The sequence below is a fragment of the Ignavibacteriales bacterium genome, assembly GCA_026390815.1.
Taxonomy (GTDB): domain Bacteria; phylum Bacteroidota; class Ignavibacteria; order Ignavibacteriales; family SURF-24; genus JAPLFH01.
Genome location: JAPLFH010000033.1, coordinates 136,182 through 155,978 on the forward strand (window position 1 = coordinate 136,182; position 19,797 = coordinate 155,978).

The window sequence follows — 19,797 nt, forward strand, 5'->3', positions numbered from 1 at the left end:
TATTATGCACCATAAATTGTTAACGCTAACAGTTTGGATTTTTATTGATAATCACAATTTTGTAATTGAAGTGTACCCGGTAAAAAATATAAAAATTAATATTTTTTCTATTCAATAAGAGGAAAACAAAAATGAAAAAATTAATTATCTCTCTGTTTGTTATTCCGGTTTTTATTTTAGTCTCCTGCAATAAGCAGGAACAAACGAAAGATGGCGGAAATTCTGTGTGGAAGGGAAATGCGCAAACAATTCTAACTAAAGAAGAAATTAATTCAGAAATATCTGAGAAGATGATTAGACTGCAGAAATTTATGGATGAAAATAAAATAAATGGGATGCTCTTTACGCAGGTTAGAAATGTAAATTGGATTACTGCCGGTTTGGCAAATGTTCAAATTGTGTTGAACAAAGATGTTGGTGCTGCATCTCTGCTGATAATGAAAGATGGGAAAAAATATCTTATCTGCAGTGGATCAGAAGCTGGCAGAATGATGGATGAATCATTAAAGGACCTGGGTTATGAATTAAAAATGTTTAACTGGTACGAAAGCAATCCGGTTAAAGATGTACGCGGAAATATCATCAAGGAATTAGCAACTGGTGGAAAGATTGGAAGTGATAATTCTTTTCCGGGGACTGTGTTAATGGCAGATCAGTTTAAACCGTTAAGATTTTCTTTAACAGATTCAGAAATTAAACGATACCGATGGCTTGGAGAACAATGTACAGAAGCTGTTCAAGATGTTTGTGAAAAATTAAAACCCGGGATGGATGAATTTGAGATGGAAGCCTTAACATCTGCAGAGCTACGTTCACGTGGTATTTTACCTACCGTTTTATTAATGGGTGTTGATGATAGAATTTACAAATATCGCCACGCTTTACCTGGTGGTGCAAAACTAAAAGAATATGCAATGGTAAATATTGTTGCCGAAAAATGGGGAATGCCAATTGCCGTTACCCGTTTCGTTTATTTCGGAAATAAACTGCCGACGGAATTGGAAAATAAATTAAAGCAAACAGCAATCGTTATGGCAAAGTATGAAGAAGCAACAAAACCTGGAAAACCAGTTGCGGAAATTTTTGAAGAATGTAAGCAATGGTATAAAGATGCTGGTTTTGAAGGTGAATGGATGAAGCATCATCAGGGTGGAGCAATTGGATACGATGACCGTGAGTATGTTATTTATCCGGGAGTTCAGGGAATTGTTCAGGAAAAACAAGCATTTGCCTGGAACCCAACCATTACTGGCGCAAAGGTAGAAGATACAATCATTTCATTTAAAGACAGCGTTGAAGTTATAACTAAATCCAAAGATTGGCCAATGCTGATTGTTAATCTAAACGGAAAAAAATATTTACAACCTGGAATTCTTTTGGTTGATAAATCCTCTGGAAAAATAATACAACAAAAAAATATTGAAATTAATTAGAAAGAGGATGTTGTGATTGATGTTTTTGTTAAGGATGGATTAACTAATATTGTTCTTCAAAACGAATTTATAAAAATTGTTGTGCTTCCGGAAATCGGGGGGAAAATGATTGAGTTGAAAAACAAGATTACTTCTACTCAATTTCTTCTTGAACCGCAAAATGGAAAAAATAAATATGAACGGATTGAATATGGAGACGACTTCTCAAAGTTTGATATTAGTGGTTTTGATGAGTGTTTCCCAAACATTTCTAAATCCACAATTAAACTGGAAGACAATGTTGAAGTAGAATTACCGGATCATGGTGAGCTATGGTCGCGCCCATGGAATTTTAGAATTGAAGACGATAGTATAATCTTGTCGATCTCTGGAATTAAGTTATGCTACCAGATGGAAAAAAGAATTTCCATAAACAAAAACAAAATTGTTATTGATTATTTACTTGAAAACACTTCTAAACAAAATATTCCGTACTTGTGGTCATCTCATCCATTGCTTAAAGTTGAACCGGGCGCTAAAATTATTTTACCATCAAGTGTAAAAGATGTTTTCTTAAATTGGGCATCCGATAAGGAGATTGGAAACTTTGGTGATATAATTCCATATCCATATTTAACTAATAAAAGAATTGATTATTCAGAAGTTCAGAATCAAGGTTTTGGAAAAGCAGTAAAATTGTTTAGCAGTAATTTGGATAATGGTTATTGTGCATTATTTTTGCCAGCCAAAAACGAAAGCCTTGTTTTTCAATTTGATGAGAAAGTAATTCCTTATTTAGGAATATGGCTTTGCTATGGTGGTTGGCCTGAAAACGCAAAGAAGAAACACTTAACTGTTGCATTAGAACCAACAAGCGGTTTTCCGGATGCACTGGATGAAGCTATTAATAGAAATACTTGCCAGTGGTTAAAACCTTTTGCACAAAATAACTGGCAGCTAAATATGATCCTGGTAAATGGGAAATCAATTTTTGAAGACGAGGAATTTTCTTCAACAAATAGTTTTTCTCATTAGTATATTAAGCACAAAATTTTTCAGTTCATTTAAAAAAGGAATAAACTATGGTGTCAATCGGACTTACATTTTTCGACTGGCTTATCATCGCAATCTATTTCGCATTTGTTTTGGGGATTGGATGGTATCTAAAAAAATTCACTAAGAATGAAGAGGATTTTTTTCTTGCGGGCAGAAGGAATAGTTCCATGGTCGCAGGACTTGCATTCCTTTCTGCAAATCTTGGTGCGCTGGAATTGCTTGGAATGACCGGAAATACATTTCAGTATGGAATGTTTGTAACGCACTTTTACTGGATTGGAGCAATACCGGCAATGCTTTTCCTCGGCGTTTATATGATGCCGTTCTATTACAGCGCTAAAATTAAATCAGTGCCTGGCTATCTTAAACTTCGCTTTGATGAAAAAACAAGAGTGCTTAATGGAATTGCATTTGCAATAATGACGCTGCTTGTATCGGGTATAAATCTTTACGCTATGGCTCTGGTACTTCATACATTTCTTGGCTGGGATTGGAACATCAGCATGTGGATTTCTGCATTAACTGTGGCGGGTTATGTTACTTTGTCTGGATTAATGTCCGCTATCTTTACAGAAATCATTCAATTTTTTCTTATCTGGTTTGGATTGTTCCTTGTTGCCATTCTTGGAATTGTAGAAGTTGGAAGTATTGGTGAAATTTTTAGAAGAGTTGATGAACTTTATAGCACCGTTTCTTTTACAACTCTTTGGTCTTCAAGCGGTAGTCCAGCAAATAATGGGATGGCTATAACCTGGGGCGGAATAGTTTTAGGATTAGGATTTGTTTTATCATTTGGATATTGGACCACCGACTTTCTTGTAGTACAAAGAGCATTCTCGGCAAAGGATCTTCGCTCTGCAAGAATGACACCGATACTTGCTTCATTCTTTAAAATGGCGGTTCCATTCATTGTAATATTAACCGGCTTGATTGCAATAGTTCTTGCTAACGATCCTAAAAGCGGATTTGCATTGCTGAAGGATGGCAACCAGCTTCGCTACGATTCGGCTTTGCCTTTGTTGATTGTTCGTTACTATCCTGCTGGTTTAGTTGGTTTGGGAATTACTGCACTGCTTGCAGGATTTATGGCGGGGCAAGCCGGCAACATCAGCGCATTTAATACAGTATGGACTTACGATATTTATAAATCTGTTATTAATAAAAATGCATCGGATACTCATTTGCTTTGGATGGGCAGAGCTGCAACAATTGTTGGAATCATCATAAGTGTTGGAACTGCTTATTGGGCAAAAAGCTTTCCAAGCATTATGGATTATATGCAGGCAATCTTTTCCTGGGTTAACGCTCCTCTATTTGCAACAATGCTTCTTGGAATGTTTGTGGTTTGGATTACTCCCAACGGTGCATTCTGGGGATTGATAAGCGGTATGACTTCATCTTTTACTTTGTTCATCCTGGATAAAATGAAATGGGGTGATTTAACATTTTTAACTTTATCTTCCAAAGCTAGTGATCAGGCAACTAACTTCTGGCGTGCCTGGTGGGCTTGGTTGATTTGCTTCCTTGTAACTATAATCGTCAGTTCGTTCACTAAGAAAAAACCTAAAGAGCAATTAGTTGGGTTGGTAAAAGGATTAACTCCGGAAGTTATTGATAAAGATATTGCCATCTACCGTAAGCCCGAATTCGTTGCTATTATTTCATTAATTGTATTGATCATTTTAAACATTATTTTCTGGTAATAGAGGAGATTAAAGATGAAACCAATTTGGTATTTTGTTGGACTATTGTTGCTTGCGTTGGGTGTAATTATTTTTTTTACCGGAATATATTTTTGGATTAATCCACCACTGCATCAAACTGTTCTTGGAGAAACTCACCCGAGCATTTGGTGGGGCGCAATTATGGTTATTGCCGGAGGAATTTTCTTAATTAAAAATTGGAATGTTAAAGTGGAATAATTCCTAATAAACCGTGCAGGTAAAAGGAAATGTTTTTGTCCGGAGCATAATTTAAAATTAGAGTAAAATAATTGATGCTTAATTAAAATTGATTTAAAGGAATTCAAAATTGAATATAGCGGAAGGTGTTGAATACCGGTTTGTAAAATATTTTGGGAAGAAACCATTAATTGTTCGTTCACCCGGAAGAGTAAACCTGATTGGTGAACACACTGACTATAACAATGGATTTGTTCTTCCTGCTGCTATTGATAAATCAATTATTTTTGCGGTTGCACCACGTACAGATAATAAGTGTAAACTTCACGCGGAAGATTTGAATGCTGATTATGAATTTGATTTAACCAATTTTCAAAAATCAAAAAAAACCTGGCCAAATTACTTACTTGGAGTAGTTGATCAACTTAAAAAAAATGGTTATGCTGTTGGTGGATTTGATTGTGTGTTTGGCGGAGATATTCCGATTGGTGCCGGGCTTTCTTCCTCAGCAGCCATAGAAGCAGGTTTAGCATTTGCGCTTAATGAAATTTTTCAGCTAAATATTCCAAAGCTGGATATGGTGAAGATGGCGCAAAAAGCTGAACACGAGTTTGCCGGAGTTCTTTGTGGAATAATGGATCAGTTCATAAACATTTTTGGGCAGGCAAATAAAGTTTTAAAATTGGATTGCCGTTCGCTGGAATATGAATATTATCCATTCGAGTTGAAAGATGTAAAAATTGTTCTGCTGGATACACACGTTAAACATTCACTCGGTTCCAGTGAGTACAACATCCGCCGTGCACAATGCGAAGCTGGAGTAAAGATTTTGCAAAAGTATAATCTGGATATTAAAAGTCTGCGCGATGTTTCGCTCGATCTTTTAATTGAACACGAAGGCGAATTTGACGAACTGATTTATAAACGCTGCTCTTATGTATTAAACGAAAACATCCGACTTCTTTCCGGCTGTGAGGATTTGAAGAAAAATGATTTGTCATCATTTGGAAAAAGAATGTATCAATCACACGAAGGTTTACGAGATTATTACCAGGTAAGCTGCAGTGAGCTTGATGTTTTGGTGGAGATTGCACTTAAGGAATCAGCTGTTTTTGGTGCAAGAATGATGGGTGGTGGTTTTGGCGGCTGTACAATAAATCTTGTTAAAGAAAAGGGAATGAATGATTTTATTGCAAAAGCAAAAGATGAATATTTAAGAAAGGTTGGGCAGGAACTGAAAGTTTACGTTACTTCAATTAAAGGCGGAACTGAAGTAATTAAATAATATTTTAGCACGCAGATTAATAAGATGCCAATAAACATAAATTGTTTTTGCAAATCAGCGTTAATCAAAATTATCCGCGTCATCCGCGTGCTATTCTTTAACGATAAAATTTTGTGGACCAACTAAAAAGGTTGAATATGAAAATCAAAATATTTATAGCTCTGTTAATCACCGCATCCATCATTTCATTTTTTTTCTGTAACAAAAAAGAAGAAAAGAAAACCAACAAAGTTATAGGTGTAACTTTACTTAAACGCGGAGATGTTTTCTATCTTGATCTGGAAGAAGCTCTAAAGAAGGAAGCCGCTAAAAACAATTATGAATTAATTGTCACTTCGGCTGATTTCGATCTTGGAAAACAAATTGCCCAAATAGAAGATTTCATTTCCCGCAAGGTTGATGCAATCATCGTTTGCCCGGTTGATTCCAAAGGTATTGGACAGGGAATTATCGAAGCTAATAAAGCCAACATTCCAATCTTTACTGCCGATATTGCAGCGCAGGATGGAAAAGTTGTTGCCCACATCGCTTCTGATAATATTGCAGGTGGAAGACTTGCCGGTGAGTATCTTGCAAAAATGCTAAATGGAAAAGGAAAAGTTGCTGTAATAAATCAACCGGCAATTACTTCCGTTCTCGATAGAGTTCAGGGATTCAAAGAAGCGATTTCAAAATATCCTGATATAAAACTTGTTGCTGATATAAACGGGCAAGGTGTTCGCGATAGATCTCTCCAGGTTACTGCAGATGTTCTGCAATCAAATCCAGATTTAACTGGAATATTTGGAATCAATGACGAATCCGCTCTTGGCGCACTTGATGCAGTTCAGCAATTTAAGAAAATGAATCTAACTATTGTTGGCTATGATGCAACTCCACCTGCAGTTGACGCAATTTTGAAAGGGACAGCTCTTAAAGCTGATGTTATTCAAAAACCAGGATTGATTGGCGAAACAACTATACAAAAAATAAAAGATTACTTTGAAGGGAAACCGGTTCCTGCAGTTGTACCGGTAGCAGTTGGAATTGTAGATAAAGAATCATTAGATAAAAAATAATAATGTCTATCCTTCTCCTGATGCAAAATATTTGCAAGAGCTATCCTGGCGTTAAAGCTTTGGATGATGTTACATTTCAACTTAATGCCGGCGAGGTTCATTGCCTTGTTGGCGAGAATGGTGCCGGTAAATCAACATTGATGAAAATTCTTTCTGGTGCTATTAAAAAAGATTCTGGAAAAATATTTATCGATGAAAAAGAAACGGAGATAAATTCGCCATTTCATTCTCAACGGATTGGCATCAGCATGATCTATCAGGATTTCAAGCTCGTGCCGGAATTAACAGTTGCCGAAAATATTTTTCTTGGTAACGAGCCGGTAGCTGGTAAAATATCTTTCATCGATAAAAAGCAGCAAAAACAAAAAGCAGCAGAACTGCTTGCACGACTTGGTGAAAAAATAAATGTAGATCTTCCTGTAAAAAATTTAAGTGTTGCTCAGCGCCAGATGATTGAAATAGCAAAAGCCATTTCCCGAAAAGTTAACATTATTGCTATGGATGAGCCAACCGCTTCGCTTACACAGTCAGAAACCGAGAATCTTTTTAGTGTAATTCAAAAGCTTAAACTGGATGGAGTTGGAATAATTTATATTTCCCACCGGCTTGAAGAAATATTTAAAATTGCCGATAGAATAACTGTTCTACGTGATGGCAAATTAATTACAACTTGTTTAGCATCTGAAGCAAACCGAAATAAATTAATCAAATGGATGGTTGGGCGGGAACTGGAAGATGAATATCCACACATAGCAATAAAACGCGGAAGAGAAATTTTACGGATCGATAATTTATGTTCCAATCGATTGAAAGACATAAATATTTCGCTTTATGAAGGAGAAATTCTTGGATTAGCTGGATTAGTTGGAGCCGGCAGAAGTGAATTAGCCAATATCATTTTCGGTGCGGCGAAAAAAAACTCGGGGAAAATATTTCTTCATGGTAAAGAAGTAAATTTCAAATCACCGCGCGAAGCCATTGATGCTGGAATTGCATTACTAACTGAAGACCGCAATCTTTACGGATTATTAATGCAAATGTCGGTTAAAGAAAACATCACAATTTCAAATTTAATTTCTCTTCTTAAAGGTCCATTCATTCAAGCACAGCAGGAAAATAAAGCTGCTGAAGAATATTTGGCAAAGCTTAAAATAAAAGCTCCATCAATTGAAACGAAAGTAGAAAACTTAAGCGGCGGTAACAGGCAAAAAGTTGTTCTTGCACGATGGCTTTACTCGGATGCAAAAGTGATTATATTTGATGAACCTACGGTTGGAATTGATGTTGGTGTTAAGTATGAAATTTATAATCTCATCAATCAACTTGTTAAGGATGGAATTGGAGTAATTGTAATTTCTTCTGATTTGCCGGAACTGATCGGGATTTCCCATCGCATTGCAGTTTTTAGTGATGGACAAATAACCGGAATATTGGAAGGTTCAGGAATCGCTCAAGAAAATATTATGGAGATGGCTGTTAGTAATTTATGAAAAAGTATTTATTAAAAGTTTTATCTGATTACGGAATCGGTTTAGCGCTGGTTGTTGAAATAATTTTATTCTCACAGTTATCCCAATACTTCTTTACTGCTGATAACCTGCTGAATGTTTCTCTGCAAACTTCAATCACAGCGATCATTGCTGTAGGAATGACATTCGTAATTTTAACCGGTGGAATTGATCTTTCAGTCGGTTCTTTAGTAGCACTTGCGGGAATTGTAGCTACAACCATCATCAAATTAAATATCTCCGCTTCCCCGCTTCTTCTTTTAGCCGGTGCACTTATCGTTGCGCTGCTATTCGGTTTTCTTAGCGGTGCATCCGCGGGATTGTTCATTACAAAATTCAAAGTTACTCCGTTTATAATTACTCTTGCGCTAATGACGATCTGGCGTGGAGCTGCATTTGTTTATACCGATGGAAGACCGGTATGGGGATTACCGGAATTATTTAGTGTGCTTGGCGGAGGAAGATTTATTGGAATCCCAATTCCCTCAATTATAATGATCATCATTTTTGTTATTGCTCATATCGTTTTAACTAAAACTCGGTTTGGAAGATACGTTTATGCAGTTGGTGGCAATGCTGAAGCGGCAAGATTAGTCGGGATAAAAACTAATAATATTCTTATTGCAGTTTACTCAATCTGCGGAGTTCTTTCTGCATTAAGCGGAATCTTGCTTGCGTCTCGAATGAACTCCGGACAACCAAATGCTGGGATGATGTACGAACTCGATGTGATTGCAGCAGTGGTTGTTGGCGGTACAAGCCTAAATGGCGGAAGAGGTACTATACTCGGAACGTTCTTTGGAGCGATGCTTATTGCAATTTTGCGGAACGGACTTAATCTTTTAAATGTAAATTCGTATGTTCAGCAGGTTATTGTTGGTGTTGTAATTCTCCTGGCAGTGTTGATGGATAGGCAGAGGATAAAATAAATATTGAAATAAATAATTAGGTGAGATATGGAAACTAATTTTACTTTTCCATTTGGAGAAAAGGTAAATACTGTTGAGCAGAAAGATCGAACAGAAAAGATAGCATTTGTTTTGGGAGTGTACGCAAGCGCAGTTCACGCGAGATGGATTGATAACCAAGGAAGAAAAAAAGTTAGTGCCCTTGCCGTTGCAAGTGAGCCATACATTTTTTGGAAAGGTGAGGATGCTGATTCTATAATAAAAAGGATTCATATTCCCGAAGAATTAGGAAAACTTGTACCGGCTTCAGATAATTTTAATGGACCATCGGGAAATAAACTTGATGAAAATATTTTATCTCCTCTTGGATTAAATAGAGAACATACTTGGCTTTGTGATTTAGTCCCACATAGCTGTAAGAATTCTAGACAGGAAGCAGCAATTAAACGAGAATATGAACCATTGGTAGAAAAGTATAACCTTCCTATTGACACATTACCAAAAGTCCCAAGTCAATTAACAAATGAAAATAGAATAAGAGAAATTTTAACTGAATTAGAAATCGCAAACTCTGAATATCTAATTTTATTAGGGGATGAACCAATAAAGTGGTTCCTTAATTCTTTTGATAGTAAATGGAAATCCCTTTCTGATTTTAGTAAAGACTTAAATCCTTATGGTAAAGCTAAGGCAATAAAAATTAACGGAAAATTAATTCAAGTTATTCCGCTCGCTCATCCACGACAATCCGGAAAACTTGGCATTTATAGCCCAAAATGGTATGAGTTACATTCTCAATGGATGAAAAGTAATGGCAAGAATCTAATCTAAGGAGTAATTTTATGAAATTATTAAAAGCATTCTCACTGATTCTATTTATTTCAGAAATTTTGTTTTCTCAAACTCCCGTTGATAAAATCTCTCAGAAGCTTGAATTCCTAAGCACACTCTCCTTTAATGATTGGAAGATAAGCGAAGATCTTACCAAGACAAAAGTGATTGGCGATCCGACACAAAAAGATTTTGATGACTCGCAATGGAAAACAGTTAAGCTTGATGAGCAGGTTCGTTTCGATTCCTGTTGGTTAAGAAAAGAAATTACAATTCCCACAATGTTCCTGGGCAAACCTCTAACCGGAAAAATAAAACTTCTTGTTTCAGTTGATGATTTTGGTTATATGTTCATCAATGGGGTAAGCAAAGGTTACTTTCCGTGGGATGGTGAGTTTGTACTTTCTGAAAATGTAAAACCCGGTGATAAATTTTTAATAGCAATAAAAGCAATCAATACTGGTGGACCGCTCCGGCTAATCCGTGCACAACCAGACCTTGAAAAGTTAAAACCAATTCAGCAGAAAATTCAGGATTTTGCCTTGAGCTTACAAACCGGACAAAAACTTCTTAGCTTCGATACTTACCAGCAAAACTCAAACGCCAAAGTTGATCCGGGAATTGATAAATCAACAATTAGCCGTGATGAAAAAGAAAAGCTAAATAAACTTTTGCAAGAGCAAGTTCAGAAATTAGAAATAGAAAAATTGGAATCCGGGGATTTGGAAGGATTTGAAAAATCTTTAGATGAAGTCCGCGTTGCCTTAAAACCGGTAAGTGAGTTTGCAAGACGATTTATTCTTTACTTCGATTCCAATGCACACATCGATGCTGCATGGTTGTGGCGGTCAAAAGAAACAATTGAAGTCTGCCACAAAACATTCAACTCAGTCTTTAACATAATGGATGCTAAACCTGATTTTACTTACACGCAAAGCGCCGCTGCTTATTACGACTGGATGGAAAAACTTTATCCCGATGTTTACCAGAAAATTAAAGACAGAATAAAAGATGCACGATGGGAAGTTATTGGTGGAATGTGGATTGAACCGGACTGCAATTTAATTGGTGGTGAAAGCTGGATGAGACAAATCCTGTTAGCAAAGAAATATTTCAAAGAAAAACTTGGGCAGGATGTTCGGATCGGTTGGAACCCGGATTCATTCGGTTACAACTGGAATATGCCGATGTTCTACAAAAATGCTGGCATAGATGCATTCATTACTCAAAAGATAAGTTGGAATGAAACAAATGTTTTTCCTTATCGTGTTTTCTGGTGGGAATCTCCCGATGGCTCGCGTATTCTTACTTACTTTCCATTCGATTATACCAACTCCATTACACAGGCATTTCAATTCATCGATTGGATGAGACAATATGAAGCAAATACCGGGTACAGAAAGTTGATGGTTTTGTTTGGAGTTGGAGATCATGGCGGCGGACCAACCATAGATATGATTGATAGAATTGAACGGTTACAAAAACTTGATATCTATCCAACAATTGAATACGGAACAGCCACTAAATATTTGGATTGGTTAAAAGAACATGATCTTACAAAACTTCCTGTATGGAAGAACGAACTATATCTCGAATATCACCAGGGAACGTTTACAACGCAAGCTAAGAATAAAGAGTACAACCGCAAAAGTGAAGTGCTGCTAACCAATACAGAAAAGTTTTCTTCCTTTGCCAAACTGTTTGGAGCAAAATACAACGCTGCGGATTTGCAGGACGCATGGAAGACAACTTTGTTCAATCAATTCCACGATATACTTCCTGGCTCCGGCATACGGGAGGTGTATATAGATGCAATTGAAGAATACAAGGAAGTTGAGAAAGTTGGGATTTTTATTCTTCAAAATTCCCTTAAAGAAATTAATGGCAAAATCAACACAACAAAAATTACAAAAGGAATTCCGTTAACTGTTTTCAATTCTCTTAATTGGAATAGAACGGATGTTGTGAAGCTGCAGCTTTCTGATGGAGAGGTGAAGGATTATTCTGTATTTGACTTGGATGGAAAAGAGATTCCATCTCAAACTGTCCGGAATGATAAACTAAGCAAAGAAATAATCTTCATTGCCAAAGATGTTCCTTCGCTTGGATACAAAACCTATGAACTTAGAGTGAAGAATGAAGAACGAAGAGATCAAATTCAACTTGATTCAAAAAATAGTTTGGAAAATGAGTTCTTCAAAATAAATATTGATCTTAAATCAGGTTGGATTAATAGCATTGTTGATAAAAGAAATGGAAAAGAAATTTTAAAAGGTGATGGTAACGAACTTCAACTGCTTGAAGATAAACCACGCGCCTGGGATGCTTGGAATGTCGGTCTGACTGGAGTAAAATATCCGTCAACTTTCCAGAAAACAGAATTAATTGAAGACGGGAGCGTTCGCACTGTAATCAGATTGTTTAGAAATTATCTTAAACCCGGTGTTCAGAAAGATTTTCCTACTGAAAATTTCCCGTCATCATTTTTTACGCAAGATATTATTCTATACAAGGATTTGGCAAGAATTGATTTTAAAACTGATGTTGACTGGTGGGAGGATAAGACAATGCTTAAGGTTGCCTTCCCGCTATCGTTTAGTGATTCTGTTGCAACGTATGAAATTCCTTACGGAACAATAACCCGCTCTACAGGAAATACTACAAGCTGGGAAAAAGCTCAATACGAAGTTCCTGCTATTCGTTGGGCAGATGTTTCTTCCGGTAACTATGGAGTAAGCTTGATAAACAACTCAAAATATGGTTACGATATTAAAGGCAATGTTATGCGGCTTTCTCTCTTGCGTTCGCCAAAATGGCCTGATCCAACTGCAGACAGAGGGAAGCATTCGATTGAATATTCTCTTTATCCGCACCAGGGAAATTGGAAAGAAGCAAACACTGTTAGAACAGGATATGAATTTAATTATCCGTTGATTGCAGTAGTTAATGATTTGCATAAAGGAGAGTTGCCGGATTCAAAATCATTTGTTCAACTTGATGCTGATAATTTAATTCTAACACAAATTAAGAAGGCAGAAGATTCTGATGCATGGGTTCTTCAGTGGTACGAATCCAAAGGAAAAGATACTGATGCAAAATTAATTTTACCTGTTACTCCAAAGAAAATAGTGCTGTCAAATTTTCTTGAAGACGATAAAGAGCAAGTTCTATTTGAAAAGAATTTAGTGGTTGTTCCAACTAAAAAGAATGAAGTGAAAACAATTAAAATTTATTTCTAAAATTAAATTCCTTCTTTCTTTTAGAGAAGATTAAGAGTGGGTTTATTATGAGTTTATTGCTGGGCATCGATGTAGGTACAACCGGAATCAAGGCAATTTTGATTAATGAAAAAGGTGAATTGATTTCCAGTGTAATAACAGAATATCAATTCTTTACTCCTTTCCCACTGTGGGCTGAACAAGCTCCACAAGACTGGTGGAACGCAGCAAAACAAAGCATCAATAAAGTTTTGGAAAAAGCCGGCGCTAAAGGAAAAGATATAAAAGGAATTGGACTTACCGGACAAATGCACGGTTTAGTACTTCTTGACAAATTCAACAAAGTAACCCGCCCTTGCATTATGTGGAATGATCAGCGCTCAGCGCCACAGTGCGCTTCCTTAACAGAAAAAATTGGCGCTGAAAAAGTTTTAGAATTAACAGGAAATAAAATCCTTCCGGGATTTACACTTCCAAAATTAATTTGGGTGAAAGAAAACGAACCGCAGGTTTATGAGCGCATCTCCAAAATTCTTTTACCAAAAGATTATTTAAGATTTTGCCTAAGCGGCAAATTCTTTTCTGATGTTTCCGATTCTTCCGGTACTTCAATGTTCAATGTTGGCAAGAGAGAATGGTCAACAGAAATTTTGAATGAACTTAACATTCCTATTGAATGGCTACCAACTGTTACTGAATCTACAATCATCAGTTCTTATGTTAACAAGTTTGCATCAGAGGAAACAGATTTGCTTGAAGGAACTCCAATAGTAAGCGGAGCTGGAGATCAGGCAGCACAGGCATTCGGTTCAGGAATATTTTCGGAAGGAACAATTTCTGTAACTATTGGTACATCGGGAGTTGTGTTTGCTGCCGCCGATAAATTTTATTATGAACCAGAAGGAAGATTGCATGCATTCTGTCATTCGGTACCGGACAAGTGGCATTATATGGGCGTAATGCTTTCCGCAGGTGGAAGTTTGAAATGGTACCGTGATACATTCTGTAATGAAGAAAAGCTTCTTGCAAAAGAAAAAGGAATTGATGCTTACGATTTGATGATGAACGATGCTGAAAAAATTCCTGCCGGTTCAGATGGATTAATCTTTCTTCCTTACCTAAGCGGAGAACGCACACCATATCCAAATCCAAATGCACGCGGAGTTTTTTTTGGTGCTACTATTCGTCATACAAAAGCACATTTTACACGCGCAGTTGTAGAAGGAGTTACATTCGGTTTGCTTGATTCTCTTGAATTGTTAAAAGAACAAAATATTTCTATAAAACAAGCAAGAGCCTCCGGCGGCGGGGCGCAGAGCAAATTGTGGCGGCAGATTCTGGCAGATGTTTTTAATACTGAGATAGTAACTGTTAATGTAACTGAAGGAGCAGCTTATGGAGCAGCGCTTCTGGCGGGAATCGGAACCAAGGTGATTCCTGATATAGATTATATTTCAAATAATATTATCAAGGTAACCTCATCAACACAGCCGAGTGCTAATTCAGAAATCTATAAAAAGTATTATCCCCGTTATCGCAATTTATATAAATCATTAGAAAAGGAATTTGATTTAATAACTGAGCTTAATGCTAAGTAAATATTTGATCCAGATAAAATGGATTATACTTATTCAATTTAAAAATATGGCGCTTCTCTAAATAGATAAAACCGCGAGGCAGGAAATGAATCTTCATCAGGTTGATATTATTATTATTGCAGCTTATATGCTGGCAATGATTCTTCTTGGATTTATAATTCAAAAGAAAGCTACTAAACATCCTGAAGCATATTATCTTGGAGACAGGAATATTCCCTGGTGGATGCTTGGACTTTCCGGCTGCTCAAGCTACATTGATATTGGTGGAACGATGGCGTTGGTTGGTGCAATGTTTTATCTTGGATTAAAGTCAATTTGGATGACTCACATATTTTGGGGTTGGCTAATAATATGTTTTTATATGGCGTTCCAGGCAAAATATATTCGGCGTTCCGGTGTTATGACTTTTGCTGAATGGAATGAAACCCGCTTTGGTACAACTAAAGATGCAGAGTTTGCAAGAATTGCAGCAGCATCTTTTCTGCTTGTATTAATGGTTTGCAATCTAATGTTCATGGCAGTAGGAACAGGAAAATTTGCCGAAGAGTTTTTACCGTTTGGGAAAATCGAGTCCACCGCAATTGTATTTGCTGTAGTAGGAATATATGTAACGATGGGCGGATTTTTTGGCGTTATTCTTACAGATATTTTTCAAACAATGCTGATTGCAATTGGGGCAATTGTACTTACGGTTCTTGCATTCCAGAGTGGCGGGAATGATTTTATCTTAGCAAAAAATCCAGAATGGTATTCACTTATGCCAAGCTGGCAGCTTTGGGGTGGTTATTTAAAAGAAGCGGCACCGGCTTATCATCATTTTAATATGTTTGGACCGGTAATGCTTGCTGGATTTTCCTGGCTTATATTCCGTGTGCTTGCTGGTCCAAATGTCTGGGATTTTCAATTCTTTCTTACAACAAAAAGTCCCAGAGATGCATCTCTTGCTGCTGGGATGTGGACTGTCGGTTACACACTTCGCTGGATTATTGCCTGCGCTTTTCTTGCACTCGGTATCCATTACTTTGGAGAACAGGCGGCAACAAATCCGCAATCCTTCGATGCGGAGAAAATCATGCCCTTTGTTTTGAAGAAACTTCCTGTTGGAATGCAGGGATTATTTATGGCGGTTCTGCTTGCTGCTTTAATGTCTACACTTAGCGCAATGATAAATGTTACCAGTTCAGTGGTTACAAATGATTTTCTAAAAAGATATTTTGCAACCAAGCTTAAACCAAAACAGGTTGTTAGATATGGGCAAGTTGCCTCGGTATTTGCGATTGTTCTCGGATTTATTTTCAGTCTTTTATTTAAAGATATTATTACAGCCTGGGAAACGATGATCTTTGTTGTAGTAACAATGATTCTTGTTCCAGCTACTTTCCGTTGGCATTGGTGGCGGTTCAGCGCTAAAGCATTTGTGTGGGGAATGATATCCTCGGCAATTATTATTATGCTTCAAAAGTTATTTTTTGCTGAATGGTCTTCGGCGCTTACACTTGCTGTAGATACCATTGGATCATTTATAGCAACTACTATAATCTGTTTTCTTTTCAAACCAACTGATATGGAAGTGCTTGTTAAATTTTATTCAAGAGTCCGCCCGTTTGGATTTTGGAAACCAGTTCGGTTGGAAGCTGAGAAACGCGGTTTGGTTCCGCTTAATGATAAAATGCCTGCAATGGATGGACTGAATGGAATAATAACCATTTTTTTCCAAATGTCACTTGCACTAATTCCGTTTTACTTGATTCTCCAATTTTGGGGAAATATGCTTATTGTAATTGGAATATTTTTAATCTTAAGCGTTGTCCTTTATTTCACATGGTACAAAAATCTGCCATCGAAAGATGAAGTGTAAAATGAAATCCCCAAAAACAATTTTGTTGAAGAAATCAGATCCAAAAAATTGGAAATTGGAAATTGGAAAATGGAAATTAGAAATTAGAAATTGGAAAATGGAAATTGGAAATTGAAGATTGAGCTTCTATACAATGGAATAATTCACTAAAAATTAAATAATGAGTTTATTATGAGTGAATCAGGTGCTGTAAAATATTTTACTGATTTAGAGTGTTGGAAATTAGGAAGAAAGGTCAGACAAGAAATTTATAAAGTTGTTCGTATTCTTCCAGACGAGGAAAAATTTGATCTTGCTCCACAGTTGAGAAGAGCTGGAGTATCAATAACCGCCAACATTGCCGAAGGATTTGGAAGATATCATTATCAGGAGAACATTCAATTCTGTAGACATAGCCGAGGCTCACTTTATGAAACACACGATCATCTAACCACTTGTCTTGATGAAAACTATATTGATAAAAATAAATTTGATGAATTAACTATATTAATTGAACAAACAGCAAAAACCTTAAACGGTTATATCCGTTGGTTAAACAAGCAAAAGGGGAAATTGGTAAAATAGAAATTTGAATTTGGAATTATAGACTAAGAATTCGAACTTAAGCTGATTAGAATTGTTTTTTAAAAATATAATTTGGTATTCAATTTTATCGATATCTGGTTTCCAATTTCCAATTTCTAATTTCCAATTTCCAGATTCAAATTGTTTTCAGGATAATCATGAAGAAATACAAGGTTCACCTAATCTGCAATGCGCATCTCGATCCGGTCTGGCAATGGCGGTGGGAAGAAGGATGCGCGGAAGCATTGGCAACATTCAGCAATGCGGTTCAAATTCTTAAAGAGCATAATGAATTAATTTTCAACCATAATGAAGCGGTGCTTTATCAGTGGGTGAAGAAATATAATCCAAAGTTATTTATTGAAATTCAGAAGCTGGTTGAAGCTGGACGATGGTGCATAAGCGGTGGATGGTATTTACAGCCCGATGTAAATATGCCTGGAATTGAATCTATCATTCGGAATATAATTGAAGGAAGAAGATTCTTTAATGATCATTTTAATGTCGTTCCAAAAGTTGCTTACAATTTTGATTCTTTCGGTCATTCTGGTGGTTTACCTCAAGTGCTTAAACTTGCTGGATACAAAATGTACATCCATATGCGTCCACAGCATCCGGATTTAATTCTTCCTTCTAACATCTATCAGTGGCAGGGAGTTGATGGTTCTGAAATTCTTGGTTACAGGATTGAAGTTGGACTTTATCATACAGAGTATGAAAACATTGAACAAAGATTGAAAGAAGGAGTAGATCTCTCACTTAAATTAAATCGTGATGTACCATTATTTTGGGGAATTGGAAATCACGGTGGTGGTGCAACCAGAGAAGATTTAAGAAAGATTGATGAGTTTATAAAGAGAGAAAACAGAGTTGAGATTATTCACAGTACCACAGAAAAATTTTATGAGGCTATAAAAGAATTTGTTGCGGAAGCACCAGTTGTTAAAGGAGATTTGCAAAAAATATTTACCGGCTGCTACACTTCACTTTCAAGATTAAAGCGAGGTGAACAAAAAAGTTTAGCTCAACTTCTTCAAGCAGAAAAATTATCATCAGCATCGTGGTGGCTAAATAATGCAAAATATCCTGCAGATGTTTTACAGGAGATGTGGAATGATCATCTCTTCAATGATTTCCATGATATTCTCCCCGGCAGTTGTATTGAGCCTGCGGAAAAAGATGCTCTCGATTTATATGGAAAGGTTTCGGAACAATCCAGACGATTGATGCTCGCTGCAGCAAACTCATTTAATCAGGGCGAATATCAAAGTTTATATTTACCTGTAACTGTTCTCAATTCTAATTTTTCATTAACAAAACTTCCTGTTGAAGTTGAATGTATGATTTCCTATCGACCAAAGTGGGAAGGTGTGTGGCATTTAAAATTGTTTGATCTTGCCGGAAAAGAAATTGACTGTCAGGAAGAACAACCCGAAGCTTTGCTTCCGTTTAATGGCTGGCGAAGGAAAATATCTTTTATGGCAGAGCTGCCTAATGTTGGCGTTTCAAATTATAAGATTGAAGTATTGCCGGGTGAAAAGAAAAAGGCGGAAGCGAAACCTAAAATAAATTATCAGTTTGATGAAACAACTGGATTGATTAATCAATTGTTTATTGACGAAGTAAATTGTCTTTCGGGAAATCTTTTTGAACCGATGGTTATTGAAGATAATGCTGATTCCTGGGGAACAAACCAATGGAGTTACAGAAATGTAATCGGCAAATTCAAGCTAATAAATGGAAGTCATCGTGAAATAGAAAATGGTTCCATCAGAAAAATTACCCAATCCATTCTTGAGTACAACCACAGTAAGATTGTATTTCATACAATAGCTTATTCTGATTGGAATGTGTTGGAATTTAGATTAAGAATTTATTGGAATGAAGAAAGAAAAAGATTAAAACTTTCCATACCAACCATCTTTAAAAATGAAAAGTTGCTTTGCGAAGTTCCCGGTGGAGCTATAGAGCGACCGGCAGATGGAGAAGAACATGTTAATGGAAGATGGATAATGGTTAACCCACCTGACGGCAAGACGGGTGGAAATCGAGAAACTGAGAATGATATTGAAGATTTTGGCTTTGCGATAGTTCATAATGGTCAGCACGGATTTGATAATAAAGATGGTGAAATACGGTTATCTGTTCTTCGAAGTTCAGCTTACTGCCACGAGCAGGGATTTAAGATTGAACAATTTCCCAGCAGAAAATTCAGCGATATTGGTGTACACGAAGTAAGGTTGCTATTAACTGTTGGTGAAAAGAACAAGGTTTTGAAATCCTTATCCTCTCTTGTCGATTGGCTGAATGCTCCACCGATTGCTTATGCTCATTTACCAATTGGAAAGTCATTATCAAATAACAAGCTGCTTTCAATTTCTCAATCACACATTCAACTGCATGCTATAAAAAAATCTTTTGAGGGTGAAGCATTGATTTTAAGATTGCAGAATTCTGTTGGCAACCAATCCGATGCAGATATTGAATTCTTTAAACCAAAGTTAAAATTTCATTTGAACTTTGAACCGTTCGAAATAAAAACCATCAGGTTAGAAAAAGATGGAAGATGGAAAGAAGTAAACTTAATTACAGAAGAATAA

14 protein-coding genes are annotated in these 19,797 nt (G+C 36.5%); all 14 read left to right on the plus strand.

Annotation, left to right across the window (positions count from 1 at the left end; genetic code table 11):
- Positions 1-131: 131 nt before the first annotated feature.
- The 14 genes from NTX22_10400 (at position 132) to NTX22_10465 (ending at position 19,797) form a co-directional block, all read left to right on the plus strand.
- Complete coding sequence (locus NTX22_10400; protein ID MCX6150925.1) at positions 132-1,433, plus strand: M24 family metallopeptidase; 1,302 nt, start codon at positions 132-134, stop codon at positions 1,431-1,433.
- Positions 1,434-1,445: 12 nt separating this feature from the next.
- Positions 1,446-2,447, plus strand: coding sequence for a DUF5107 domain-containing protein (locus tag NTX22_10405; protein ID MCX6150926.1), 1,002 nt, complete (start codon positions 1,446-1,448; stop codon positions 2,445-2,447).
- A 47-nt stretch (positions 2,448-2,494) separates the two neighbouring features.
- The gene (locus tag NTX22_10410; GenBank protein ID MCX6150927.1) at positions 2,495-4,171 is read left to right on the plus strand and encodes a sodium:solute symporter family protein; all 1,677 of its coding nucleotides are present in this window, start codon (positions 2,495-2,497) and stop codon (positions 4,169-4,171) included.
- Positions 4,172-4,186: 15 nt separating this feature from the next.
- Positions 4,187-4,390, plus strand: coding sequence for a hypothetical protein (locus tag NTX22_10415; GenBank protein ID MCX6150928.1), 204 nt, complete (start codon positions 4,187-4,189; stop codon positions 4,388-4,390).
- Between the two features lie 109 nt (positions 4,391-4,499).
- Entirely contained in the window at positions 4,500-5,654 is a 1,155-nt protein-coding gene (galK, locus tag NTX22_10420; protein ID MCX6150929.1) for a galactokinase, read from the plus strand.
- 137 nt (positions 5,655-5,791) lie between these two features.
- A complete protein-coding gene (locus tag NTX22_10425; GenBank protein ID MCX6150930.1) occupies positions 5,792-6,712 on the plus strand; it encodes a substrate-binding domain-containing protein in 921 nt (306 codons plus the stop codon).
- A gap of 2 nt (positions 6,713-6,714) precedes the next feature.
- Entirely contained in the window at positions 6,715-8,202 is a 1,488-nt protein-coding gene (locus NTX22_10430; GenBank protein ID MCX6150931.1) for a sugar ABC transporter ATP-binding protein, read from the plus strand.
- Entirely contained in the window at positions 8,199-9,149 is a 951-nt protein-coding gene (gene rbsC / locus NTX22_10435; protein MCX6150932.1) for a ribose ABC transporter permease, read from the plus strand. Before NTX22_10430 ends, rbsC begins: the two co-directional genes overlap by 4 nt.
- Before the next feature lie 27 nt (positions 9,150-9,176).
- Positions 9,177-9,959, plus strand: a complete 783-nt coding sequence (locus tag NTX22_10440; protein MCX6150933.1) for a hypothetical protein — start codon at positions 9,177-9,179, stop codon at positions 9,957-9,959.
- 11 nt (positions 9,960-9,970) lie between these two features.
- Positions 9,971-13,198, plus strand: a complete 3,228-nt coding sequence (locus tag NTX22_10445; protein MCX6150934.1) for a glycosyl hydrolase-related protein — start codon at positions 9,971-9,973, stop codon at positions 13,196-13,198.
- A gap of 47 nt (positions 13,199-13,245) precedes the next feature.
- Positions 13,246-14,775 carry a xylulokinase gene (gene xylB / locus NTX22_10450; GenBank protein MCX6150935.1) on the plus strand — a complete coding sequence of 510 codons (1,530 nt, stop codon included), beginning with the start codon at positions 13,246-13,248 and terminating at the stop codon, positions 14,773-14,775.
- Between the two features lie 85 nt (positions 14,776-14,860).
- The gene (locus NTX22_10455) at positions 14,861-16,633 is read left to right on the plus strand and encodes a hypothetical protein (GenBank protein MCX6150936.1); all 1,773 of its coding nucleotides are present in this window, start codon (positions 14,861-14,863) and stop codon (positions 16,631-16,633) included.
- Between the two features lie 171 nt (positions 16,634-16,804).
- Positions 16,805-17,197 (plus strand): four helix bundle protein, encoded by a 393-nt coding sequence (locus NTX22_10460; GenBank protein MCX6150937.1) that lies wholly within the window; start codon positions 16,805-16,807, stop codon positions 17,195-17,197.
- A 158-nt stretch (positions 17,198-17,355) separates the two neighbouring features.
- The gene (locus NTX22_10465; GenBank protein ID MCX6150938.1) at positions 17,356-19,797 is read left to right on the plus strand and encodes a hypothetical protein; all 2,442 of its coding nucleotides are present in this window, start codon (positions 17,356-17,358) and stop codon (positions 19,795-19,797) included.

What these genes read in the sequence shown, in the direction of transcription:
- NTX22_10455 (MCX6150936.1), top strand. Translation starts at nt 14,861, where the DNA reads ATGAATCTTCATCAGGTTGATATTATTATTATTGCAGCTTATATGCTG.
- NTX22_10465 (MCX6150938.1), top strand. Translation starts at nt 17,356, where the DNA reads ATGAAGAAATACAAGGTTCACCTAATCTGCAATGCGCATCTCGATCCG.
- NTX22_10430 (MCX6150931.1), top strand. Translation starts at nt 6,715, where the DNA reads ATGTCTATCCTTCTCCTGATGCAAAATATTTGCAAGAGCTATCCTGGC.
- NTX22_10425 (MCX6150930.1), top strand. Translation starts at nt 5,792, where the DNA reads ATGAAAATCAAAATATTTATAGCTCTGTTAATCACCGCATCCATCATT.
- rbsC (MCX6150932.1), top strand. Translation starts at nt 8,199, where the DNA reads ATGAAAAAGTATTTATTAAAAGTTTTATCTGATTACGGAATCGGTTTA.
- NTX22_10400 (MCX6150925.1), top strand. Translation starts at nt 132, where the DNA reads ATGAAAAAATTAATTATCTCTCTGTTTGTTATTCCGGTTTTTATTTTA.
- NTX22_10415 (MCX6150928.1), top strand. Translation starts at nt 4,187, where the DNA reads ATGAAACCAATTTGGTATTTTGTTGGACTATTGTTGCTTGCGTTGGGT.
- NTX22_10440 (MCX6150933.1), top strand. Translation starts at nt 9,177, where the DNA reads ATGGAAACTAATTTTACTTTTCCATTTGGAGAAAAGGTAAATACTGTT.
- NTX22_10410 (MCX6150927.1), top strand. Translation starts at nt 2,495, where the DNA reads ATGGTGTCAATCGGACTTACATTTTTCGACTGGCTTATCATCGCAATC.
- xylB (MCX6150935.1), top strand. Translation starts at nt 13,246, where the DNA reads ATGAGTTTATTGCTGGGCATCGATGTAGGTACAACCGGAATCAAGGCA.
- NTX22_10460 (MCX6150937.1), top strand. Translation starts at nt 16,805, where the DNA reads ATGAGTGAATCAGGTGCTGTAAAATATTTTACTGATTTAGAGTGTTGG.
- NTX22_10445 (MCX6150934.1), top strand. Translation starts at nt 9,971, where the DNA reads ATGAAATTATTAAAAGCATTCTCACTGATTCTATTTATTTCAGAAATT.